The following is a 24,528-nucleotide window of genomic DNA, read 5'->3' as shown; positions in this document are numbered from 1 at the left end:
TGGTTACTATTAGTAAATTAATGTTTGTATCGCATGCGCGGGAATTTCAGCAACTGCTTTTGCAGAACCAACAATCAGGTTGTACTTGATTTTTTCGTCACTATTGTTCATCACTACAGTTACCAACCTTCCATTGCTATTCACAAAAGATGTGCTTTGCAACTGACTTCTGCTTGCTGCAGTACTCACCCGTTTTGCTTCCGGCTGAACGAATTTCGAAAAGTGCCCTATATAATAATATGAAGGTGTATAGATTATCTCACCTGTTTTAGTATCAACATGTACTGGTGCAAAACAGAAATTTCCAACATGATTAGGCCCGCCTTTTTCATCAAGGAGAATATTCCAGTCGGTCCAGCCTTCCATGCCGTTATTAAAGTCATTTATCATCTGTTCGCCATAGCGTTCGCCGTTTGGCCAATACTGGTAACGGGCAGGATCGAATTTCTCTACACAGCCTTCCGTAAAAATAAGGTGTTTATCAGGATAAGCTTCCGATACTTTTTGCAGATTTTGGAACATTGGTTTGCCCCCGGCCCAGGTTTCATACCAGTGGTAACCCATTCCCCATGCATATTTTGATGCTTCAGGATCACCAAATATGGTGTTTGCCCGCTGTACCATCAGGTCGCGGTTATGATCCCAAACAATAATTTTTTTATCCCCAAGCTCTTTCTTTATCGTTGGCCCAAGGTAATTTTTAAGGAAGTCACGTTCCTCCTCGGCAGTGTAAATACAAGATTCCCAAGTTTGGGTTGCCATTGGTTCATTCTGTATGGTAAGCCCCCATACAGGCATTCCTTCTTTTTCATAGGCTTTGATGAACTTTACATAATAGTCAGCCCATGTTTGGTAGTATTCAGGAAGCAGTTTTCCACCTCTCAGCATATTTTTACTATCTTTCATAAATGCTGGCGGACTCCACGGACTTACGTAGAAAGTAATTTTGTTTTCCGCAACATTCATGGCCTGCTTTATTAGAGGGATGCGATATTTTTTATCATGGTCAATATTAAAAGACTTGAGACTCTTATCACCTTCTTTTATATAAGTATAGCTGCCACTGCTAAAATCGCAACTGTGGATATGGGTCCTGATAATGGAATAACCAATCCCGTCGGAACTGAAATAAGCATTCAAAAATTCTTTTTGCTTTTCGGGACTCAACTTGGCAAATACTTCTGCGCTGGCATCGGTTATGGCACCACCGATTCCCAAGATTGTCTGGAAGGTTTTGTCAGGTTCTACAAATACAGAGAATTCTGTCTCCAATGGCTGCTTTGAATCTGTAAAGGTGAGATCGGCCGATTGTGAAAGGCGCAGCTGCGTTTTTTCGGCTGTTGTATATACTTTTACTGTGTTTCCCACTGCCGGATACGAATTTTTCGCTTGTTGTCCCAGCGCTGAAAAAGACAGTAATGATAGCAGGCTCAAGCCTAATAATCTGTTTTTCATTATATTTTTTGGAATTTTGCAATTGAATCAATTGCTGTTTTTAAGGAGATATTTAAAAAAATAGCCTGTTTTCTTGCAATAAGATCACAGGCTATTTGTAACTAACCCAAAAACTCTTTATGGCAATTTACGCATTGAAACACCTGAAACGGTAATATTTTTAACACCGTTATTAGATCCTGTACCTGTTTTTATTACAAGATAAATAGTACCCGCCTGATTGAATTCAACCTGCGATCCGGACCCAACACAACCTACTGATGAGAGCATGCCGTTAAATGGTGCAATACCGCAACCAGCCCAGGTATTTAGCCCCAAAATAGCTTCGGGATCACTACCATAATCCGATCCATTTACCGGCTGCGTAGCACCTGTAAATACCTGAAACCACATCTGGTCGTTGCCTCCCGGCCCTTCAACATGCATGTCTACAAGATAGGTGCCGGCTTCCACCTGAACAGCCTGGTAAATTCCCTGTCCGCTCCATGCGTTGGCAACGCCGCCATTGGCAGTAGCGCTTCCTGCATTAAACGACCATGTAACCGTTTGTGTGCCACTGGTATTAAAAGTTGTCCAATCAGAGGCATCTTCAAAATTAGGGCTCACAACAATATTGGGGCCAAGAAACAAGTCTGTAACCTCAAAAACTTGTTGAGATACGAAATTTGTACCGCCAACCTTACCTACAACCCTATGTTGTACTGTATAAGTGCCGGGATAAATAAACGTTATCTGCTTTACATTTTCCTGAGTCCTTGATTCTTCAAGCTCATCAACTTCATCTTCGTACGGCCCGTCGTAAGTAAATTTCCATGTATGGTAGTGGATATTTGGATCGTCGGAACCGGTAAATGTATAAGCATTACCTTCAGGCGTTGTTGCCGTAAAGGCTGCATCCATGTCGGCCATTGTCAAAGGGTTCCCATTGGTTTCCTCCTCCGGTGAACATCCGGTAATCATACCCATTGCAATAACTGCAAGAGTATAAAAACCATTTTTTATTAAATTACTTATCTTCATAGTTGTCTTATTAATACTCTGGATTTTGTTCAATCATAGTGTTTTCAAGTTCCCTTAATGGTATTGGCCATATTTCGTTTTTCCCGGCTACGAAACCTCTTGGTGCAAGTATTGTCGCAGCCCTGCCTGTGCGCACAAGATCAAGCCAACGGTGTCCTTCACCTGCAAGCTCCAGCCTGCGCTCGTTCCATATTGCCTGCATAGATACAGGCACCGGATCCAAACCTACCCTGTCACGAACTGCATCTAACAATGCTTGTGCCCTTGCACCTGTACCGCCCAGCGCTTCAGCTTCCATTAGGTAAGTATCCGCAAGACGGATAGCGTAAGTATTCTGCCTGTAGTTAAGTACGGCATCACCCGGCTCGTCTGAAAGGTCGGCATCAGTCGGCATGAACTTTTTAAGGAAATAACCTGTATCCATATATCCTGGCTCGTATGACGCCTGTCCGGCAGCTACCAGAGCTGTCATATCAAGGATGGTTGCATCAAATCTTGGATCCCCCTGAAGAGCATTATAAAGACTTTGAGTAACAGGGTTAAAACTCCATCCTGCCTGATAAGCAGGTGCACCAGAAGCTCCATAGCCACGTGGTCCCACCATTACGTTAAGCGTGTTTCCTTCATCAGATCCTGAACCCCAGTTACCCCATCCGGCACGGCTGGATTTGGTATGTGATACTTCAAGGATGGATTCCGTATTAAATTTATTGTCAACTACCCAAAGGTCGTTGTAGTTATCCAACAGCCTGTAGCCATAAGGACTCGTAGCACCCGGCGTACCGTTTACTTCTGCTAATACGGCCGCTGCCTGTGGCATTTTGTTTTGGTACAGGTATACCTTGCCCAGTATTGCTTTACCCGCGCCCTGAGATATACGTCCTGCTTCAGTTGCAAGGTCCAGTGTCATCGGCAGGTTCGGGATGGCCTCAGTTAAGTCTAATTCAATCTGTGCATATACCTCCGCAGGATCAGCCTGAGTTTTGGAATAATATTCAGAAGGAAGAAGGTTTGTTGTATACAGCGGAATATTCTTAAACATTGTAACCAGCTGGAAATAGTAATAAGCACGCAATGTTTTTGCCTCAGCAGTAAATCGGGCTTTTTTAACCTCATCCATTGGTATGCCCGGGAGTTTTTCCAGAAGGACATTAGCCCTGAATACTCCCTGATAGAAATCACTCCAAAAACTTCCAGGAATAGTAGTGGCATTAATGGTATAATTTGAGAATGACTGGATTCCTGCGCCATCCGAAGAGTTACCTCCGCCGGCATAGAAGTCGTCTGAACCAGCGTTAAGCATGGCAATCATGTTCTCAAATCCGCCTGATTGCTTTCTCATCAGGTCATATGTTGCTACCAGTGCAGAATATGCATCTGTTTCATTTCGGTAATAGTTCTGCTCAAGGTTGGTACCCTTTGGATCCACCTCCAGAAATTCTTCGCTGCATGCCGTAAATGTTGATATTGCGACAAGCATTGCAATTGATAATTTTACACTTCTAAGTTTCATTTTCATCATTTTTTTAATTAAAATTGCAGATTACATCCCAACATAAATGACTGAGCCTGTGGATAGTACCCTCTGTCGATACCCATTACATCACCTCCAATTTCAGGGTCGAAGCCTGTATATTTTGTAAAGGTAACAAGGTTTTCTGATTGGAGGTATACCCTGAATTTAGAAAGCCCTACAGTTTCAATGATATTTTGCGGTAATGAGTAACCTATCTGAAGTACTTTCAACCTGAAATAATCGCCATCCTGAAGGTAGAATGATGAAGGCTTGCTGAAGTTACCGTTAGGGTCTCCAGATGAAAGTTTAGGATATGTGTTTGAAGTACCTTCGCCTGTCCAACGGTTAAGGGCATTTGTTTGCCAGTTTGATGTTGGTATATCAAGCCTACGTGTTGCCTGGAAAATCTGGTTTCCTGCAACACCCTGGCCAAAAGCCATAAGGTCGAATCCTTTATAATCAAGGTTTAGAGTAATACCAAAAGAGCAATCCGGCAGTGGGTTTCCAAGGAACTTCCTGTCAAGATCGTTGATCATACCGTCACCATTAAGGTCTTTAAATTTGAAGTCTCCAGGAGTAGCCAAAGGCTGAATAAGTGTACCGTCAGCACCCGTATAAGCATCAATTTGTGCCTGGTTTTGGAAAATTCCATCGGTTACATAACCATAGAATTCATTGATGCTGTGGCCAACCTCAGATCTTGTGATAGGCCCTGCCGACTGTATGCCAGGTCCTGAGTTAAATTCCCTGTCCGGGCCAACTGATAGCACTTTGTTTTTAAGTGTTGAAAAGTTACCGTTTACAGAAAGGTTAAGGTCACCAATCTTTTTGCTGTAGCCAAGCTCGATCTCGATACCCGTATTCTGCATATCGGCAACGTTACCTGCAGGCTCGCCTGTTGCACCCACATAGCCAGGAAGCCTTACACCCTGAAGTATACCAGTAGTTTTCTTTTTATACCACTCCACCGTGAGGTTAAAATCCTGGAATATGACAGCATCAAAACCAATGTTGGTCATTGCGGTTTCCTCCCACTTAAGGTCAGGGTTAGCCGGTGCGTCCGGGCTGTTACCAACAACCACCGATCCCTGGTCTCCAATAGTGTAGTTACGGCCGCCGCCTACAAGTGAAAGGTAACGGAAGTTACCGATGTTATCGTTACCTGTTACACCATAACCACCGCGGAGCTTGAACTGGTTTAGCACTTTTGTATCTTTCCAAAAATCTTCTTTAGTAAGCACCCACCCTGCTGAGAATGACGGGAACACACCATATTTGTTATTGTCACCAAAGCGTGATGAACCATCGCGACGGATAATACCGTTGAAGAGGTATTTTTCTTTATAATCGTAGGTAACCCTGGCAAAAAGTGATGTAACTACGTGCTCATTACCTGTAGAAGCCCAACCTATTTGGTCTTCAGGGGCTACCGGCCAATTGAATGATGCCTCTGCAGCTGTATTAACCGGAAGGTTTTGATATGTAGTACCGTGTCCGCTGCTGATGTCATCTACATAAGCGGCTTGTCCTAAAAGTACAGAGAAATTATGTGCGCCTATAAGCTTTGCATAAGAAATAGTGTTTTCGATGTTCCAGCCAAAACCTTTCCTGGTTTCCCTATACATACTATTTCTCAATGTATTGTTATTAGCATTGAGGTAACTTATCGGAGTAAAACTTTCACTACCCCAATAGGCCATTTTACCACCTACAGTGGTCCTAATCCTAAGGCCTTCAATCGGCTTAATCTCAGCAAACGCATTACCTACAAAGTTATCTGCCCAGCCAAAATTACCTTCACGTACTTTAGCATAAGCAAGTGGGTTTGTCATTTCCTGTGCAACATTTGACGATATTCCATAATAATTACCATTTTCATCCCTTACAGCGTAAGGATTATTAAGGTATTCACCTGCATTAGGCTGCGTAGATGGGTCAGTTACTATTGCCGGAGTTGTAGGGTCAAGGCTAACAGCCGAAATCAGCGGCCCTCCATATTCATTATTGGTATTACCTATACCGATGTTTTTTTCCCTTGAGAAACCAACAGTCTGCCCTACTGTAAGCCAGCTATTCACTTTATGCTCAGAGTTAAGCCTGATGTTCTTACGGGTATAGTTTGAAATTTGCGGCATAACGATACCTTCCTGTTCAACCAATCCGAAAGAAAGATAGAAAGTAGACTTGTCGTTACCTCCGCTCACACTAAGTTCATGTTGTGACCTTTGTGCACTGTCGCTAAAGATAATATCCTGCCAGTCAGTACCTCTTCCAAGTTCAGAAGCATTCGGAAAAGGCAATTGGAAGTTGCCACTTGTATAGCCATTAGCGTATGCTTCATTCCTTAATGTCGCATACTGGCGGGCATTTAATAAATCGAGTTTTCTTGATGCCTTTTGCACTCCTGCAAAACCGTTATAGTTAACCTGCATCTTTCCTGCTTTACCCTTTTTAGTTGTAATAAGGATAACACCGGCACCAGCCCTGGCACCGTAGATAGCCTGTGATGCCGCATCTTTAAGCACCTCTATGGATGCAATGTCGGCCTGGTTAAGAAAACCTATTCCTCCATTATCCACAATGATACCATCTACAACCCATAGCGGATTGTTACTATCACCGTTGAAAGAAGTTACACCACGGACACGCACCGTTGCCGATGATCCTGGCTGGCCTGCATTGGCAGCAATCAAAACTCCCGATGTACGACCTTGCAGCGATTGTTCAACCCTTGTAAGGGGAAGGTTTTCAAGTTGCTCTGCTTTTACCTGGGAAATTGCGCCGGTTACAACGCTTTTCTTTTGCGTACCGTAACCTACCACAACAACTTCTTCAAGCTCTTCAGTGCCCGGAGCCATAGAAACGTTAATAGTTGTTTGCCCGTTTACGGCAATTTCCTGTGTTGCATATCCGATAAAGGATATCTGCAGGGTAGCCGTTGGGGCTACGTTGATGGTAAACTTACCATCGATGTCTGTCATTGTACCGTTACTTGTACCTTTTTCAAGTATAGAAGCACCAGGAACCGGTAATCCGGTTTCGTCAGTTACAGTACCTGTAACCTGCGCAGTATCCTGCGCCCAGGCCGTAAGGGTACATAACAAACACAAAAAATAAAAAAATCGTAATTTTAATAATTTCATACTCGTCAAAATTTGGGTGGGTTAATTGTTGATTACACGCAATATTACTGAAAATTTTATTGTTTTAGCATCTAAAAATCTCTACAAAAACCCATCAACCAAAAAAAACAACTATATAAAAACACATCATTTTTTATATAAAATTTTGATTATCAAATATATAATTATAACTTTTTATGTTATCAATATATTAACATTTTTAAAAAAAACCCTACAAAGGCTGTTTTTGGCTACAACGTGGTAGTTAAGTTAGTATAATTCATATTTTAACATATTATATACAATAATATTCTCCGATATTAACCAAATTTTACATTTTTTCAAACAATTCTGAGATGGTTTTTGACTACTTAGCACATAATTACACACTATCTAATATCATTTAAAGTCTTTATTTTATGATTTTTGTAAGAATAAACTTCGTTTCATATTTAAATTTCGTCGAACTAGAGCAAATTACAACGTAATAGTTGCATTAAAATACTTGAAAAGGCTGTGCCGTTTGGACTTAAAAAAAATAGCTTTATTTTTATCAAAATTTAAGACAAGCAGATGCCCACTCCAAATAAAACATCCCATCCTTTTTCAAATATTCCTGCAATAAGTCTTGTGTATTTTCTTGGGCTGGTTATTTTTCAGCTCAACTGCTATGCACAGGTTAAACATATAGGGCTACCACGGATTCTAAACTATAAAAAATCCGATTATAACGGCGGTGCACAGAACTGGGACATTGGGCAGGACAAGAAAGGCAACCTTTATTTCGCCAATACTGCCGGGCTTTTGCAGTTTAACGGAACTTCGTGGAGCAGGACGGCCATCCCGAACAATACGATACGCTCAATGAAAGTATCCGGGTCAGGGAGAATATATGTGGGTGGAAACAACGAGTTTGGCTATTATGATACTGACAAAAAAGGAAATCTTGTTTATCACTCTGTTTCAAGCCTCTTAAGCCGGAACACTAAAAAATTCATGGACTTTGTATGGAAGATACATATATATAAAGGTGCTGTCTTTTTTCAGACGTTCAACCGTGCTTACGTATATAAAGACAACAAACTCACTATTCTCGAAGCACCAAACCGTTTCCAGTTTTCATTTGTTGTGGACGATAAGCTTTATTTCCAGGACATTTCTTCCGGCCTGATGGAATACCGTAATGGTAACCTTGTTCCCCTCTCCGGCACGAAGGTATTTAACAACACCGAAATTTGGGGAATGCTCCGTCTTTCTCAACAAAAGCTGCTGATAATTACAATGGATCGTGGTTTGTATGTATATGAAAACAATAGTGTTCAACCCTGGAGTACCGAGGCTAATGCTTTTGTCCTAAAAAACAATTCATTGGGTGGTAAGTTGCTTGGCGATAATTTCATTGTCCTGAACTCAGTACTTGATGGGGTAATTATTTGCGATTTACAGGGCAAAATCGTACAGCACATCAATAATAAGAAAGGCCTTCAAAACAATACAGCGCTTACTTCATTTGTTGATTCCAACAATAATCTGTGGCTGGGACTGGATAACGGCATTGCCTTCATCAACGAAAACTCTCCTTTCACATTCCTTGGTTCCAGTTACGACCTCAGTACGGTATATTCTTCCCTCCTCTTTCAAAATCACCTTTATGTAGCCACTAATCAGGGGGTTTTTTACCACGACTGGACCAAGGTATTTAAAGAGGAATCTTTCCGCTTTGTGCACGGGACCACGGGCCAGGCCTGGAACCTTCAGTATGTTGACGGCGAACTTTTTTGCCTTCATAACAGGGGAATTTTTACCATTAGCGATGGCAAAGCGGGAAAATTCATTGACGACAGGGGCTATCTGGGCCTGAAAGAAATGCCCGGCATGCCCGGATACCTGATAGGAGCCAACTATCATGGCTTTGCAATTTTTGAAAAAACCCCTGCCGGATGGAAATTTCGCAATCAAATTGAGGGCCTCAATATGTCGGATGCCAAATTTACCACCGACGGCAAGAACATCTGGCTCATCCGCGATGCGGTGGCTTATCAAATGAAACTCACAAGCGACCTCAGGCGCTTTAGCGTCATTGTAACACACGATAATCTCAGTAAAGGCTTAAAAGGCATCACCAGCGTGCAGCAAATAAATAATACGGTTTATTTCCAAACCGATAACCGGTTCTTTAGATATTCACAATCGGCAGATACCTTTATTGAAGATGAAAAGATGTCGGCCCTCTTTAAAAACCTGCCAAAAATCAGGAACTGCTTTGAAGACAAAATAGGGAACATTTGCTACTTTTATGGCGATTCATCCATGGGAATGCTGATAAAAGAACCCGGTGGCAGCTACAGGAATGTTCTTTCGCCATTCTCAACCTTAACAGGGGATCTCGTTTACTATTTCGAATCGATAAATGCCATTGATAATTCCAACATTTTCATCGGCCTTACCGAAGGATTGGCACATTATGATCCCCAACTGCAATACATAAGCACGGCCAAGCCAAAAGCCTTCATAAGGAGCTTTTCATATCCCGGCGATACACTAACAACGGGTAACATGGACCGTTTTGAGAAAATTGACATTGCCTACAAGCACAATAATGTAAAGTTCACCTTTTCATCACCTGTTTATGACAATCCGGAGAACATAAAATTCTCGTACAAACTCAAAGGGTTTGATGATAAATGGAGCGCATGGACAACAGTACCCGTAAAAGAATATACCAACCTGCGTGAAGGCGATTACGAAATGCAGGTAAAAGTAATTAACAGTTACGGTGTGGAGTCGGACCCTGTAACTCTTGGCTTCGCCGTTTCTCCCCCTGTCTATCGCCATCCGCTCGCTTATTTGGCCTACGTACTTATTATTGCATTCGGGTTCTTCTATATCCGAAGAAACATGAGGATCAAAATCCGCAAAAACAAATACTACGAGACCATAGAGCAACGAAGGCTATACCTTGAAAAGGAAACGCGTATAAAAGAAGAGCAGTACGAACTCGAGAAAGAGATTGAACGACTTAAAAACGAGCAGTTGCGCGTAAAAATCCTTACCAAGGACAAGGAACTTGTAAACAACTCGCTGCAGGTTGTAAAAAAGAATAAAGTGCTCAACGATATTATCCAAAAGCTAAAGGATATTGATCCTGAAACTATGGACGAAAGTTCCAAGGCACGTTTCGGAAAGCTGCACAAAACCATTGCGAAAGAGATAAGCAGCGACAAAAGCTGGAATAACCTTGAAAAGCACATCCGTAACGTGCATTTCGACTTCCTTAAGCGCCTCAAGGAAAAATTCCCGGCCATCACCCCGCGCGAAATGGACCTTGCAACATACCTACTCATGAATATGTCGACCAAGGAAATTGCAGAGATCATGAACATATCCGACGGCGGTGTGGAACTGGCACGCTACAGGCTGCGCAAAAAGCTGGAACTTACCCGAAAAGACAACTTAACGGGCTTCCTGATGAGTATTTAACTTGAAAATTATCTGGCTTTCAGCACCGGCAGGTACCATTTGAACCTTACCGCCATCAGCCTGAAAATAATGATGATCGCTGAGGAACAGGCATAAATAATATCCGTATTCAGGCCGGTGCGTCGCAATGCAAAGAACACAATCCCGCCAAAAATGCATACTGTCGCATAAAAGGTTTCCTTCCGGAAGAGCACGGGTATCTCATTGCACAAAATATCCCTGATAACGCCACCAAAACACGCCGTCATGGTACCCAATGCAATGCAGATAACCGGATGCAATTCTGACATCAGGCCTTTTTCGATACCGATCATAGTGAAAACACCCAGCCCGATGGTATCGAACAAAAACAGGGATACCCGCAGCTTTTCGAGCTTCTGCCAAAATAAGGCTGAGACAATAAAACCCAGCAGGATTGCATATACATGGTTAAGGCTGAGCATCCAGGCAACAGGAGTATTGCCGGTAAGCACATCGCGCAAAGTACCTCCCCCTACAGCTGTTACAAAAGCAATGGTAAGTACCCCGAACAAATCGAGTTTTTTATTAATGGCGGTTAACGCCCCGGATATGGCAAAAGCCACAGTACCGATAATGTCTAAGGCGTAAAACATTTTTGAGTAAGTCTGTGATGTATTTGAAACATCTGAATTTGGCACAAAATTAGTCCAAATCCCTATAACCATGCCATTGTAACAACGTTTCGTCACAAAAAACAAAGCCCTGCGTTATCCGCAGGGCTTGTAAACCATATTAAAGAATTTTATAACTTCTTAAGCCCTTTTATCTGGTCTTTAGTCGCCTCGGCAATGCTTATCGCAAAGCCACCTCCCGGAGCGCTCAGCTGGGCCAGTTTCGACTTACTGGTAACCAACACTTTACGAATGGTGTAGGCCTGCGGGTTGGTTTTATAATGAGCATCTTTATCATCGGCATAGATGGTCGCAATGTATGTTTTGCCTTTATCAAGGAAGTCAAAGTCAACGGTGGCATTGCGTGGTGTTTCGCCGTTTACGTTGCCCACAAACCAACTGCTTTTGCCTTTGGCTTTGCGCGCAACAGTAATATACTGCCCCGGCTCTGCCTCAAGGTATTTGCTCTGATCCCAGTCGATGGCCACATCTTTAATAAACTGGAACGCATCCATGAATTTATTGTAATGTTCAGGAACATCGGCCGCCATCTGCAACGGACTGTACAAGGTAACATATAATGCCAGCTGGTTGGCCAGCGTATTGTTTACATGTGAATTGTTATCAGGGTTCAGCTTATTGATATCCATTTCGAATATGCCCGGCGTATAGTCCATAGGCCCGCCCAAAAGCCTCATGAAAGGCAGCAATGTAACATGGTTGGGCTTCGAGCCGCCAAATGCCTGGTATTCCGTTCCCCGGGCCGACTCATTGCCGATAAGGTTCGGCCATGTACGTGCTATACCTGTAGGGCGTACCGCCTCGTGGGCATTTACCATCACTTTATACCCGGCGGCCTTTTCTATAGCGTATTGATAGTGGTTGATGATCCATTGGCTGTAGTGGTTCTCTCCACGTGGCAATATATCGCCCACATAGCCGCTTTTAACGGCATCGTAACCGTTGTCTTTCATGAACTTATATGCTTTGTCCATATGGCGCTCATAGTTGCGTACGGATGATGATGTTTCGTGGTGCATGATCATCTTCACGCCTTTCGATTTGGCATATTCATGAATGCCTTTTACATCAAAGTCAGGATATGGCGTTACAAAATCGAATACATAATCCTTAGAATGGCCAAACCAGTCTTCCCATCCTACATTCCATCCCTCTACCAAAACGCCGTCAAATCCGTGTTCAGCCGCAAAGTCGATGTATTTTTTAACATTAGCCGTATTCGCACCATGCTTGCCGCTTGGCCTGGCTTTGCTATAATCAGTAATTCCCAGTTGTACCGATGGATATTCTTCAGTGTAAGCCCAGGATGTTTTACCGGTGATCATTTCCCACCAAACGCCCACATATTTTACAGGCTTGATCCACGAAGTATCTTCAATCTTGCAGGGTTCATTTAGGTTATAGGTCATTTTAGAAGCAAGGATGTCTCGTGCATCGTCGCTGGCAATAATGGTTCTCCATGGCGATGTGCATGGCGCCTGCATGTAACCTTTATCGCCAATTGCGTCAGGCGTAAGCCACGATTCAAATACCATATTTTTGTCATCCAGGTTCAGGTGCATGCACGCATAGTTGATGAGCGCTGCCTCGTGGAGGTTGATGTACAGGCCATTATCGGTTTTCATTTGCAGAGAGGTCTGCACTCCTGTAGAAGCAAACCCTTTTTGCGAAAGGTTGGCCGTTCTTGACTTTTCTGCCAGGCCACGGATTTCCGATAGCTTTGAAGTTGTATAGTCGTACTCCTGGGTGTCATAATCTCCCGGTATCCAGAAGGCGGTGTGGTTGCCCGCCATGGCAAACTGCGTACGTTCTTCTTTTATTACAAAATATGCAAGGTTATCCTGTTGCGGGAATTCGTAACGAAAGCCTAATCCGTCGTTGAACAAACGGAAACGTATGATGATGTGCCGGTCAGTACCCTTTTGGTTCAACGTTACGGCAAGTTCATTGTAATGGTTACGGATGGTTTTCTGCTCGCCCCATACCGGAGTCCATATTTCGTCAAATGAGGATGTTTTGGAATCGATAACGGTAAAATCGTCGAGCAGGGATTTTTTATCGTTCTTCAGCTCAAGGCCGAGCCTGCTGGTTTTAATTACGTCCTTGCCTTTGTATACAAGGCTGTAAGTAGGTACTCCACCCGCCTGCAACGCAAACTTCATGGTAAATGCACCGTTGGGCGATTTGAGCTCCTGTGCGGCAACAGTACCGAATACGGCCAGCATAAAACAGGCCAATGCAATAACTTTCTTCATGTTTGTTGTTTATTTCTAACACAAATATAGGCTTTACATTCGCTCTTGCGCCTTTGTGGAAGCATAAACAACACCACTCCAACGTTGTAGTAACGGTTTCTGTTGAAAATTAATTTTTATATATTAGCCAAAATATTCCAAACCAGATGCAACAGCGCCCTGAATGCACTTACATGCTGGACAAACTGCGGGATGACCTGCCAAAGCACCTGAAATACCACACATTGGGGCATACGCTCGATGTATACAGTCGTGCAGAAGCCATAGCCAAAGCCGAAGGCCTGAACGGACGGATGCTGGATTTACTGCTGGTAGCCGCCGTTTATCATGATGCCGGTTATTTGCACCAACGTGTGGAACATGAAAACCGTTCCTGTACCATTGTGCGCGAAGTATTGCCCGGGTACGGGTATCCTGAAAAAGAGATTGAGGAAATATGCCGCATCATCATGGCGACACAGCTGCCACAAAATCCCGGTTCGCTGGCGGAGCAGATCATTTGCGATGCAGACCTGGATTATTTGGGGCGTGACGATTTTTTTACCACCGGCGAAGGGCTTTACTATGAAATGCTGCACGACGGTGTGGTTGCCAATGAAAACGAGTGGGATGCCATACAGGTAAAATTCCTCGAAAACCATCGCTTTTTCACGCCCACCAGCATCGCTTTGCGCAGCGCCAAAAAACAAGACAACCTAAACCGGCTAAAAGCCAGACTACAATGAAACAATTTTATTCTAAAAGCAACCTTGTCGACATTGCCTACGCCGTGGCAGGAATTCTTTTTTGCGGCTTTGCACTGAAGGGCTTTTTAGTGCCCAACAAATTCTTCGACGGAGGCATGACGGGTATCTCCCTCCTCTTCCATGAACTGTACCACTGGAACATTGCGTATGTAATTATCCTTGCTAACATCCCTTTTGTCATCATGGCATCCTACCAGGTAAACCGTGCGTTTGCCATCCGTACCATGACGGCAATTGTAGGGCTTGGGCTTTGCCTGCTATTTGTAGATTATCCGCAAATTACTTCCGATAAGCTGCTGGTATCCATATTCGGAGGGGTGTTTATGGGAATCGGCATCGGGTTGGCCATGCGGGGTGGCTATGCGCTGGATGGCGTTGAGATACTCGCCCTGTATACGGGAAAACGCGTAAGCTTTACTACAAGCGAGATTATCCTGGGCATCAACATTATCATATTCCTTGTTGCTGCGGTGGAACTGGGTATGCCAACCGCTTTATATTCGATACTTACTTATTACACCGCTTCCAAGACCATCAATTTTGTAGTTGAAGGGCTTGAAGAATACACCGGTGTAACCATAATCTCCGCAGAAAGCGAAAAAATAAAAGAAGCCCTTGTAATGCGGCTCGGACGTGGCATTACCATCTATAAAGGCGAAAGGGGCTTTATGAAGGAAAGCTACGACATCAGCCAGGACTGCGACATCGTGTTTACCGTGGTCACCCGAATGGAGTTACGCAGGCTTAACAACATGGTGCATGAAATAGATCCTAAGGCATTCGTGTTTACCAATATCATCAAGGAAGCTGCGGGCGGTATTTTGAGCAGGAAAGCGAGGCATTAACTCTTCCGATGAATACCTCCCTCCTGGCAATGACTACCCGTTAGATTTTGCTTAGTGTTGTAACTTTTAATCAATCACTTCATAGGTCATTACCGGATTGGCTTTGTTCTTTAGGGTAAATTCGCCAACGGCAGCACAGTTGAATGATTCCTTTGCGCGGTTGTATACTTGTTCGGTAATGAGTATCTGCCCGGGCTTTGCAGCCGACTGTAGTCGCTGTGCCAGGTTTACGGCATCTCCAATCACGGTATAGTCGAGACGTTTCAACGATTCAGAACCAATGTTCCCTGATACCATTTCACCGGAATTTACACCTATCGATATGGCAGGCTTGTAGGTTTTGTCGCCAAAGGCTATCTCCTGTACATCGGATAAAGCATGACGGATGGCAAGCGCTGCATCTATACCACGGTCAAGATGGAAATCACCACGGAACACTGCCATAACAGCATCGCCCATAAATTTATCTACATGGCCACCCTGGGCTATAACTTCTTTCACTATTTTATCAAAAAGGCTATTCAGGAGCTTTACCACCTCATTGGCAGGAATTTGCTCGGTAAGGGCTGTAAACCCACATACATCTACAAACAGTACGCTGGCCTCAAGCATTTCATTCTTCAGGAGTGTGTTCTCAAATTCTTTGTTGTTCATGAAGTTGAGCACATTCTCATCCACATACATTTTCAGTATGTTATTCTCTTTTATGGCTTTAATCGTTTGCTGTATCTGGCGAACATGCTCAATGGTTTTCTCCATAGTCACCTCGAGATCTTCAAAATCTACCGGCTTTACCACAAAATCGAATGCGCCGCGGTTCATGGCCGCACGTATGTTTTGCAGGTCGCCATAAGCCGAAACCACAACCGCCTTTACAGCCGGGTTGGCTTCGGGCAGGTGTGTCAGCAAGGTAAGCCCGTCCATTACCGGCATGTTAATATCACTTAAAATAATATCAAGATCCGGATGTTCCTTCACCCTGTCCAGGGCTTCCTGACCGTTTTGGGCAAATACAAACTCGTATATGTTTTCCCGTATCTTCTTCCGGAATTTCTGTTTTACCAATACTTCAAGGTCGGCCTCGTCATCCACTACCAGTATCTTCGCCATTATATGTCAAGGTGTTTAAGTTTATCTTTCAGCATATTAAAATCCAATGGCTTAGTCAGGAAGTCGTTGGCTCCCCTGTCCATAGCCTGCTTATGGTTTTCTTCATCGCCATATGCGGTAATCATCATCACTACAGGCGGCGGAGCGCTATAGTCGTGCCTGATTTTGCTCAGGAGTTCCAATCCGCTCATTCCCGGCATGTTGATATCGGACAGTATAAGCACTACTTCGGAGTGATGGCCACGGAGGTACTCCAGCGCCTCTTCGCCCGACTGGGCAAAGTCAAAATCCAGCTCATGATTCTTTATTTCTTTGCGAAAACGCTGTTGGAAAAGCGGCTGCACATCGGCCTCATCGTCTACTACCAGTATCTTCATAAGTAAGGATTTTTAGGTGCTTTATCTCTATGTTGCTAATGTAACAATTCTGTGGGATATAAAAATTGTTTACCCCGATTTGTGTTAAACAAAAATTACGGAGTACCAAGCGGTAAAACGATCTTAAATTCTGCCCCCTCGCCTTCTTCACTTGTAATATCTATGCTCCCCCCATGCCCCTTTACCACAATGTCATAGCTCAGCGAAAGGCCAAGCCCGGTACCTTCTCCTGTAGGCTTGGTAGTAAAAAAGGGCTGCAATATTTTATCCTGTATCTCTTCCGGGATCCCTGTGCCATTGTCCTTTACCCTTATTTCTATGCCATTATCTTTTTGTAAGGTGGTTACGGTAAGCTTCGGGCTGAATCCTGCTTCCGGAGGAGCGTTCTTCTTCTTTTCCTGCGTCGCATAAAAGGCGTTTGTAAACAAATTGAGCAGTACCCTGCCTAAATCCTGCGGGATGGTATTCACTTTGGGCAGGTTTTCATCAAACTGCGTTATCAGCTCGGCATTGAACGATTTATCCTTTGCCCTTAACCCATGATAAGCCAGCCTTAAATATTCATCTGCCAGCGCATTGATGTCGGTTGGCTCTTTTTGTCCGGAGGAAGCGCGGCTGTGCTGCAGCATCCCTTTTACAATGCCATCGGCGCGTTTGCCGTGGTGATTGATTTTTTCAAGGTTTTGGGTTACATCTCCGGCAATGGCTATGGCTTCTTCGGTATCGCCTTTTTGCAACTCCTCCTTTAGTTCCTCCAAAAGCTCAATGCTTACCTCACTAAAATTATTTACAAAGTTCAGCGGGTTTTGTATTTCGTGGGCAATGCCCGCGGTAAGCTCTCCGAGTGATGCCATTTTTTCCGACTGTATCAGTTGGTTTTGCGTTTGCTTCAATTCGGCCAATGACTGTGTAAGTTCTGCCGTACGTTCCTCCACCAGCTGCTCAAGTTCCTTTTTCTGTTCGGCAATCAGCCTGTTACGTTCTTCCTCACGCTCCAGTTTTGCGCGTGCATTGGTCTCCTGCAACGATTTAAAGCGGGCAAACATACCCCAGGACAACACCATGATAGTCCACATACCGCAGGTAGTGATAACCCAATTAAAAGGGAAAATCAAATTTATCAAAGGATCTATGATAGGGCTGAAAATAAACGGCACCGAAGCAATGACAAACAGCCTGGCTTCCTTATCTTTTTTGCGAAGGAAAGAAATGATCATTATTATTGCTGCGACGAGGAATACTATTGATGCCAAAACCGCTATTGCAATTACCACAATGAGGAAAACCACCCAGCGGTTTACAATGCCTAAATAAATAAGTGCCCCGCTGAGCCCAATATACACAGAGAAGTACACCAAAAATTTATCCCATTTGGGAAAGTGTACAGGCACCCTGAAAAAGAAGCGTACTGTATGGAGAAGCATGACTATAAACAGCGTGACTACAAAAGTCAGGAAGAATGGGTAACCACTTCGCCACTCGCTGAAAGCAAGGTATGAAATGGCATTCTCCGCCAGCAGGAATGCCGAGGCTGTAAGCATTAATGAAAATACCATATATACCCTTTCGCGGGTGACATAATAAAAAAACAGGTTGAATATTACCGCGAAGATCATAAAACCAAAAAAACCAAACGATATAAGGTCATCGCTTGTAAAATTGGGGCGGTCTTTGTAATACCTGTCGATTACTTTGTGATAATTACCCAGCCGCGGCGAGGGATTTGACCAAAAGGTAACGTCGCCAAAATCATGATATACACTAATCGTCTCATTAGGTGCGAGGGTGTATGGTATCTTAGACAGGTCCTTCAGGCCGTCCCGCTCACTCCAGGGCACCATATCTCCGCTTTGCAAGTGTTTCCATTTGCCTTTTTGGCTTATATAAATGTGTTCGTGACGCCTGCTTGCGGAAAATGTAATTGTTACAGGGATGTCCGACGTATTTTTGAGCTTGTAACGCGCCCAAGAATGAAAATCTGTACGCATGTCACTATCTATATCCTCAGGATTTTTAAACCAGGCGGTATATTTTGGCGTAAGCACTTTTGCAAAGCTTACCTCTTCCTCCCAGGTATTGAGCTGCTGCCAGTTTTCATCAGGAATATCTACATCTAAGGGTATGCTGTTGTTTACCGGAAAAGGTTCAGGCCACTGGTTTTGGGCGATTGCCGAAAACGTGATAAATAATAGAAAATATAATATATGTTTTTTCATGCCCGTACGTTTTATTCTGCCAATGGGATTGTGATGGTAAAGGTAGTAAAAACCTGTTCTTCGCTCTCTATTGTTATATGTCCGCCATGGCCCTTCACCACAATGTCATAGCTCAAAGAGAGTCCAAGCCCGGTACCCTCACCGGTAGGCTTGGTGGTAAAGAATGGCTGCAATATCTTATCTTTAATGGCATCAGGTATGCCCGTGCCATTGTCTTTAACGCTGATTTCTATTGAGTTGCCCACCTGCCTTGTCACTACCTCAACTGTCGGTTTATACAGTCCCGCATCTCCCCCTTTGGAGGTTGGGGGGCTTTTCTTTTTCTCCTGCGTTGCATAAAAAGCATTGGTAAACAAATTGAGCAGTACCCGCCCCAAATCCTGCGGTATCACTTTTACTTTAGGCAGGTTTTCATCAAACTGGGTAACAAGTTCTGCGTTGAACGATTTGTCCTTGGCGCGTAATCCATGATAGGCAAGCCTCAGGTACTCATCTGCCAACAGATTAATATCTGTAGGTTCTTTTTGTCCTGATGAGGCGCGGCTGTGCTGCAGCATGCCTTTCACGATACTGTCGGCACGCCTGCCATGATGGTTTATCTTTTCAAGGTTTTGCTTAATGTCCCCGGCTATTGCTTTCGCTTCTTCCACATCGCCTTTATCCAGCTCTTCGTCCATTTCATCCAGCAGCTCGATGCTCACATCGCTAAAATTATTAACGAAGTTGAGCGGGTTTTGTATCTCGTGTGCAATGCCGGCTGTAAGTTCACCCAGGCTGGCCATTTTTTCCGATTGGATAAGCTGGCTTTGCGTCTGTTTCAACTCTGCCAGCGATTGGGTAAGTTCCGATGTGCGTTCGGCGACCTGGTGCTCCAGCAATTCATTTTGCCTTGCAATCATCTCGTTGCGTTCCTGCTCCTTTTCCAGGGCCTGGCGTGCATTTTCTTGCTGAAGGTGCTTGTACCGCTGGAAAAGCGACCAGGACAGCACCAAAATCGCCCAAATGAACGAGCAATTAATAAGCCATGGATAATCTGCTATGTGCGTCAGCATCAAAATGAATACAATCAAAAACGGTATCATTGCCAATGCCAGCATGATTGCAAAACGCTGTTTCCTGACAAGGCCAATGACCAGTATAACCATTATACCCATCACTACGCAAAAACGTATCCACCATATCACTGTACCCAGCGCATCCGAAGATAAATCGGTGATGAAATAACGGTATGCTGATACCATAAAGAATACGATCGCAGAGCCTATAAGGATCCTGTTCCACAGGGGATAATGCTTAGAGGCCTGCATGAACCTGAGCGATACCAGGGTAAACAGGGTAAAATTTACCGTGGAGCCTATAAAACTGTCAATGATCCTAAAACCCGGATATTCTTTAAAAATTATGGTTACCAGCGGCCAGGAAAACACATCCAGCGCCAAAAATATCAGCAGCAACCCATACATAAGGTATACTTTTTCCCGTACGGTGTAAAAAAAGAACAGGTTGAAAATGGCGGCAAACAGGAAAAAGCCGAAAAGCCCGGAGGCGATGATTATATTGGTTATGTAGCTGTCATTTTCAACGTAGGCTTCCCTAACCACATTCCTATCTATACCTATGCTCACGTTCACAGATACTTTATACATTCGCTCGAAATTCCTTTCATAAACAGTGACAACCGAATTGGCCGGAATTGTATACGGAATATGCATGATCCTCTTATAACCGTCGCGTTTACTGTGCGCGATCTGAGTGCCTGTTTCAAAATGGCTCCAACTCCCGTCCGGTCCGGCTATGTATACAGTAGCATGCCCTACACTTTCAGGGATGGTTATGCCCAACGGCTTGCCGGTCGCATTTTTTATCCTGTAACGTATCCAAAAAGCCTCCCCCGGGAGTATTTCAACATTCGAACTGTCAGTAAGCGATTGAAAAGCCGATTGCTTTCCGGGCTTCAACACCTCCTGCAACGAAAGCGGTTTGCCTTTTTCTGTAAAATACTGCAGCCTGCTTTTCGGAAAAGGTATGCTTACTGCCGTATCGTTAGCAATCTCTAAAGCCGGCGGCATTTTATCCTGCGGATATACGCACAGGCTAACGAGCAAAAGAATGATATGTAAATACTGCTTCATATTATGCTATCGGGATGCTGATTATAAATTCAGACCCCTCACCTTCTTTACTATTAATGGCAATTGTGCCGCCATGGCCTTTTACCACTATGTCATAGCTCAGCGACAGTCCCAATCCTGTACCCTCTCCCGTTGGCTTGGTGGTAAAGAACGGCTGCAGTATCTTGTCCTTTATGGTATCGGGAATGCCGGTACCGTTATCGTTCACAATGACCTCGACCGAATTGCCGGCCTGCCTTGTAGTTAGCGTAATCGTGGGCTTATAGCCTGTCGCCTGTGACTGTGAATGCTTACTCTTTTCCTGTGTAGCATAAAAAGCATTGGTAAACAAATTGAGCAGTACCCGGCCTAAATCCTGCGGGATGGTATTCACTTTTGGCAGGTTTTCATCAAAATGGGTAACCAGCTCGGCATTAAACGATTTATCTTTTGCCCTTAACCCATGATAAGCCAGCCTTAAATATTCATCTGCCAGCGCATTGATGTCGGTTGGCTCTTTTTGTCCTGATGAGGCCCGGCTGTGCTGCAGCATGCCTTTCACGATACCGTCGGCGCGCCTGCCATGATGGTTTATCTTTTCAAGGTTCTGCTTAATGTCAACTGCTATTGCCCTGGCTTCTTCAACATCCCCTTTATCGAGCTCTTCGCCCATTTCGTCTAAAAGTTCAACACTGACCTCACTAAAATTATTAACGAAGTTGAGAGGGTTTTGTATCTCGTGTGCAATGCCTGCTGTAAGCTCGCCCAGGCTGGCCATTTTTTCCGATTGTATCAGCTGGTTTTGTGTGGTCTTCAGGCTTTCCAGCGAGGCATTGAGTTCTTCTGTACGAAGTGCCACTTTTTCTTCCAGCGCCCGGTTTTGCTTTTGCAATGCACGGGAGCGATACACAATGTACCCACGTAATGCAGCCGCAAACACCATCGCATAAATCAGGCAGGCCCACCAGGTACTCCACCATGGGGGCAGTATGGTTACAGTAATGCTGCTGCCCTTTTCATCCCATACACCATCGGCATTGGCGCTTTTTACCTTAAAGGTATAGGTGCCGGGCGAAAGGTTGGTATACGTAGCTGAACGCTGTGTTCCCGCATCAACCCACGCCTTGTCATAACCTTCCAGCTTATAACGGTATTGGTTAAGCGCAGGATTATCAAAATGAAGGCCTATATAGGCAAAGGTTAGCCTGTTTTCGTCGTGTGCGAGCTCAGGCGTTTCGTCCCCCTTAAGGAATAGTGTTTTTTCGTTACGGTCTTCACCCGGCCATGAAACCGATTGGATTTGTGTAGAAGGTGGCACGGGGTTCGTTTTTATCTCTCCCGGATTGAAAATTACCATTCCACGTTTTGAAAGCATAAAAAAATCGCCGCCGGCATCCTTGTAAGCAGGCCGTATAAACTGGCTTTCCGGCAATCCGTTCGCTTTGGTTACATGCGTGGAGCGCCCGGTTTTTGGGTTAAATTTAGTCAGTCCCCTTTCAGAAGCTATCCACAAATTACCTTCATTATCCTGGTTAATGCCCTGTACGTTATTGGCCAGCAAGCCATCTTCCTGTCGGTATACTTTTATTTTTCCTGTTTTGGTATCAATCCTGAAAAGCCCGTGCAGGTAGGATCCCGTCCATATGATGCCATTTTTATCTTCAAAGAACGAGGTAATGCACATCATCCCTATGGAGGCATCGTTGTAGGCAGAAAATTTTCCTGTTTGTTCGTCTAAAAGATTCAGTCCGCCAAAGTTGGTGCCAACCCATATCCTCCCTTTGCTGTCCTCGTGTATCGAAACCACGTTGCTGTCGTCAAGCTTGTCGGTTTTGGGCATTTCCTTGCCTTCCCTTACAATGTATGGATACCTCACAAACGACTGTGCAGCATTATCAAAGCGGCAGAGCCCTGCACCATAGGTACCTATCCAAACCCTGCCTTTACTGTCGCAAAGTAAAGTGTAGGCGTTATTAGCCGGAAGGCTTTTTGGATCAGCAGGATCATTTACATAGGTTTTAACTTTACCGGTTGCCTGATCGTAACAATACAATCCGCCTGCAAAAAGCGTGTACCATATTTTCCCATCCGGTGCTGCAACTACATTCCAGGCGGACTGTTTACTATCCTTATCAGGAATCGTTTCGAATGTATTGGCAGCCCTGTCCCATTTTATAATGCCATTTTTTGTTGCAAGCCAGTACAGGCCGTTTTGGCTGCGGGCTATTTTATACACCATCCCGCCGTTATACCCCTTTTCCTTTCCAGGGTCATCCTTCAGGAACGTATAGTGCGACTTCTGGTTATTCAGGCGCATAAGGCCCAGGTCGAGGGTTGGCACAAACAGCGTGCCGCTACGGTCCATGAGGGGTTGGAGGGTATAATTAAAAGAAAAGTGCTCCATGCCGCGGGCATTCCCATTATTAGCCGTATAGCGGGTAAAATTGCCCGTTTTGGTTTCAAACAGCAATTTTCCTGCCGGAGTAAGCAGCCACAAATTGCCCTCACGGGTTTCGGCCATTCCGCAAATAGCCGCAACATAGCTTAAATTTTGGGAGTCCGGAGGCAGGTAATTCTTTATAGCACCCGTCTTCTCATCTATAAGCGACAGGCCTTTCAATGTACCTGCCCAAAGCCTTTTACGGCTGTCTTTGTACAGGCTGAAAACAGTATCCGAAGCAAGGCCATTTTGCTCCAGGTAGCGCTTTACGGTATTCACTGAAGGGTTAAACCGCACAACGCCGCCGCCCGGATTATAAAAACCGCTCCTGGCAAGCCATAGCACACCTTTTTGCGACGGGGATTCCAGTATGAAGTTAATATTCTTTAAGCCTGATATGTCTTCATTTACAAAACGCGTAAACTTTTGCTGCCCGGCATCGTAGCCAAAAAGGCCGTTATCGGTACCAAGCCATATCCTGCCGGTACTGTCGGCGTTGAGGATGTTAAAAACCGAAGCCTCAATTTTATTCTTCCCTTTATGCGCAGCGCCAAACGCGACGGTTTTTTTCCCGGCAGGATCATATTGGTACAGGTCGTTGTTTTTTTCTCCGCCAAAACTTACCTCATTGTTCTCATTTTTTGTAATGAGCCATATATTTCCCTTGCTGTCGCTGCTGATTGCTTTTATCGATTTCTTTTTCAGGTTGGCGCCCTTGCCCATTTCGGCAAGGACAAATTTATCGAGAGTGGCGTCGTAACGGTAAAGCCCGGCATACTCTGTACCCACCCAAATAGTCCCTTTATTGTCTTCATAAAGGCAGTTGATGTAATAAAAGTCCACCCTGGCAGAAGTTCTTAGGTCATAAGGCTTGGTAGTGTACCCATCATACCGCACCAATCCGTTTTGTGTCCCTATCCATACATAGCCTTTTTTGTCCTGCAGCAGCGAGGTCACCCGGTTTTCCGGCAAGCCGTCCTCCATGGTAATATATTCGAAGGTTTTTTTGCCCTGTGAAAAGCAGGAGAAGGAAAGCAGTAAAAATGTAAAAAGCGAGAGATAATGTTGTTTCATAGGTTGGCCGGACAAGGAGTCCTTAATATAGTGTTAAATATATTAATTTTTTGGCGCAACCCAATCGCCAGTGAAAAAATTGCCTGAAATCTGACTGAAAAAGCTATA

The 24,528-nt window shown here is 44.3% G+C and carries 14 protein-coding genes; 3 read left to right on the top strand and 11 right to left on the bottom strand.

Annotated elements, in window-relative coordinates:
- Window positions 1-9: 9 nt before the first annotated feature.
- From OGH69_RS03855 to OGH69_RS03840, 4 genes are all read right to left on the bottom strand, one after another.
- On the bottom strand, window positions 10-1,455 hold the full coding sequence (locus OGH69_RS03855; protein ID WP_265173131.1) for a glycoside hydrolase family 30 protein: 1,446 nt from the start codon (window positions 1,453-1,455) through the stop codon (window positions 10-12).
- Between the two features lie 117 nt (window positions 1,456-1,572).
- The gene (locus OGH69_RS03850) at window positions 1,573-2,475 is read right to left on the bottom strand and encodes a hypothetical protein (RefSeq protein ID WP_265173130.1); all 903 of its coding nucleotides are present in this window, start codon (window positions 2,473-2,475) and stop codon (window positions 1,573-1,575) included.
- A gap of 10 nt (window positions 2,476-2,485) precedes the next feature.
- Window positions 2,486-3,988, bottom strand: coding sequence for a RagB/SusD family nutrient uptake outer membrane protein (locus tag OGH69_RS03845; RefSeq protein WP_265173129.1), 1,503 nt, complete (start codon window positions 3,986-3,988; stop codon window positions 2,486-2,488).
- 17 nt (window positions 3,989-4,005) lie between these two features.
- Entirely contained in the window at window positions 4,006-7,134 is a 3,129-nt protein-coding gene (locus OGH69_RS03840) for a SusC/RagA family TonB-linked outer membrane protein (protein ID WP_265173128.1), read from the bottom strand.
- A 552-nt stretch (window positions 7,135-7,686) separates the two neighbouring features.
- Between OGH69_RS03840 and OGH69_RS03835 the strand changes: the two genes are divergently transcribed.
- A complete protein-coding gene (locus OGH69_RS03835) occupies window positions 7,687-10,593 on the top strand; it encodes a helix-turn-helix and ligand-binding sensor domain-containing protein (RefSeq protein ID WP_265173127.1) in 2,907 nt (968 codons plus the stop codon).
- Between the two features lie 8 nt (window positions 10,594-10,601).
- Here the strand turns inward: OGH69_RS03835 and OGH69_RS03830 are convergent, their stop codons facing one another.
- Window positions 10,602-11,207, bottom strand: a complete 606-nt coding sequence (locus OGH69_RS03830) for a trimeric intracellular cation channel family protein (protein ID WP_265173126.1) — start codon at window positions 11,205-11,207, stop codon at window positions 10,602-10,604.
- A 149-nt stretch (window positions 11,208-11,356) separates the two neighbouring features.
- Entirely contained in the window at window positions 11,357-13,501 is a 2,145-nt protein-coding gene (locus OGH69_RS03825; RefSeq protein WP_265173125.1) for a glycoside hydrolase family 97 protein, read from the bottom strand.
- Window positions 13,502-13,647: 146 nt separating this feature from the next.
- Here OGH69_RS03825 and OGH69_RS03820 point away from each other — a divergent pair, with 146 nt between their 5' ends.
- Window positions 13,648-14,226 carry an HD domain-containing protein gene (locus OGH69_RS03820; protein WP_265173124.1) on the top strand — a complete coding sequence of 193 codons (579 nt, stop codon included), beginning with the start codon at window positions 13,648-13,650 and terminating at the stop codon, window positions 14,224-14,226.
- Window positions 14,223-15,092: a YitT family protein gene (locus tag OGH69_RS03815; RefSeq protein WP_265173123.1), complete on the top strand. Its 870-nt coding sequence runs from the start codon at window positions 14,223-14,225 to the stop codon at window positions 15,090-15,092. The genes OGH69_RS03820 and OGH69_RS03815 overlap by 4 nt, the downstream gene beginning before the upstream one ends.
- Before the next feature lie 66 nt (window positions 15,093-15,158).
- On the opposite strand, the gene OGH69_RS03810 is transcribed toward OGH69_RS03815, so the two are convergent.
- The 5 genes from OGH69_RS03810 to OGH69_RS03790 form a co-directional block, all read right to left on the bottom strand.
- Entirely contained in the window at window positions 15,159-16,202 is a 1,044-nt protein-coding gene (locus OGH69_RS03810; protein WP_265173122.1) for an adenylate/guanylate cyclase domain-containing protein, read from the bottom strand.
- Complete coding sequence (locus OGH69_RS03805) at window positions 16,202-16,579, bottom strand: response regulator (RefSeq protein ID WP_265173121.1); 378 nt, start codon at window positions 16,577-16,579, stop codon at window positions 16,202-16,204. The genes OGH69_RS03810 and OGH69_RS03805 overlap by 1 nt, the downstream gene beginning before the upstream one ends.
- A gap of 95 nt (window positions 16,580-16,674) precedes the next feature.
- Window positions 16,675-18,795 carry an ATP-binding protein gene (locus OGH69_RS03800; protein WP_265173120.1) on the bottom strand — a complete coding sequence of 707 codons (2,121 nt, stop codon included), beginning with the start codon at window positions 18,793-18,795 and terminating at the stop codon, window positions 16,675-16,677.
- A gap of 11 nt (window positions 18,796-18,806) precedes the next feature.
- Window positions 18,807-20,927, bottom strand: coding sequence for a sensor histidine kinase (locus OGH69_RS03795; RefSeq protein WP_265173119.1), 2,121 nt, complete (start codon window positions 20,925-20,927; stop codon window positions 18,807-18,809).
- A gap of 1 nt (window position 20,928) precedes the next feature.
- Window positions 20,929-24,420 (bottom strand): sensor histidine kinase, encoded by a 3,492-nt coding sequence (locus OGH69_RS03790; RefSeq protein WP_265173118.1) that lies wholly within the window; start codon window positions 24,418-24,420, stop codon window positions 20,929-20,931.
- Between the last annotated feature and the right edge of the window lie 108 nt (window positions 24,421-24,528).

The sequence above is a fragment of the Flavobacterium sp. MFBS3-15 genome (assembly GCF_026107645.2).
Classification (GTDB): Bacteria; Bacteroidota; Bacteroidia; order Flavobacteriales; family Flavobacteriaceae; genus Flavobacterium.
Note: the sequence above shows the minus strand (reverse complement) of the source record. Positions and strands in the feature narration are given on the sequence as shown.

Bases quoted from the DNA above. Each gene is read 5' to 3' on its own strand.
- OGH69_RS03845 (WP_265173129.1), bottom strand. From the start codon at position 3,988: ATGAAACTTAGAAGTGTAAAATTATCAATTGCAATGCTTGTCGCAATA.
- OGH69_RS03805 (WP_265173121.1), bottom strand. From the start codon at position 16,579: ATGAAGATACTGGTAGTAGACGATGAGGCCGATGTGCAGCCGCTTTTC.
- OGH69_RS03830 (WP_265173126.1), bottom strand. From the start codon at position 11,207: ATGTTTTACGCCTTAGACATTATCGGTACTGTGGCTTTTGCCATATCC.
- OGH69_RS03825 (WP_265173125.1), bottom strand. From the start codon at position 13,501: ATGAAGAAAGTTATTGCATTGGCCTGTTTTATGCTGGCCGTATTCGGT.
- OGH69_RS03840 (WP_265173128.1), bottom strand. From the start codon at position 7,134: ATGAAATTATTAAAATTACGATTTTTTTATTTTTTGTGTTTGTTATGT.
- OGH69_RS03800 (WP_265173120.1), bottom strand. From the start codon at position 18,795: ATGAAAAAACATATATTATATTTTCTATTATTTATCACGTTTTCGGCA.
- OGH69_RS03855 (WP_265173131.1), bottom strand. From the start codon at position 1,455: ATGAAAAACAGATTATTAGGCTTGAGCCTGCTATCATTACTGTCTTTT.
- OGH69_RS03790 (WP_265173118.1), bottom strand. From the start codon at position 24,420: ATGAAACAACATTATCTCTCGCTTTTTACATTTTTACTGCTTTCCTTC.
- OGH69_RS03850 (WP_265173130.1), bottom strand. From the start codon at position 2,475: ATGAAGATAAGTAATTTAATAAAAAATGGTTTTTATACTCTTGCAGTT.
- OGH69_RS03795 (WP_265173119.1), bottom strand. From the start codon at position 20,927: ATGAAGCAGTATTTACATATCATTCTTTTGCTCGTTAGCCTGTGCGTA.
- OGH69_RS03820 (WP_265173124.1), top strand. From the start codon at position 13,648: ATGCAACAGCGCCCTGAATGCACTTACATGCTGGACAAACTGCGGGAT.
- OGH69_RS03810 (WP_265173122.1), bottom strand. From the start codon at position 16,202: ATGGCGAAGATACTGGTAGTGGATGACGAGGCCGACCTTGAAGTATTG.
- OGH69_RS03835 (WP_265173127.1), top strand. From the start codon at position 7,687: ATGCCCACTCCAAATAAAACATCCCATCCTTTTTCAAATATTCCTGCA.
- OGH69_RS03815 (WP_265173123.1), top strand. From the start codon at position 14,223: ATGAAACAATTTTATTCTAAAAGCAACCTTGTCGACATTGCCTACGCC.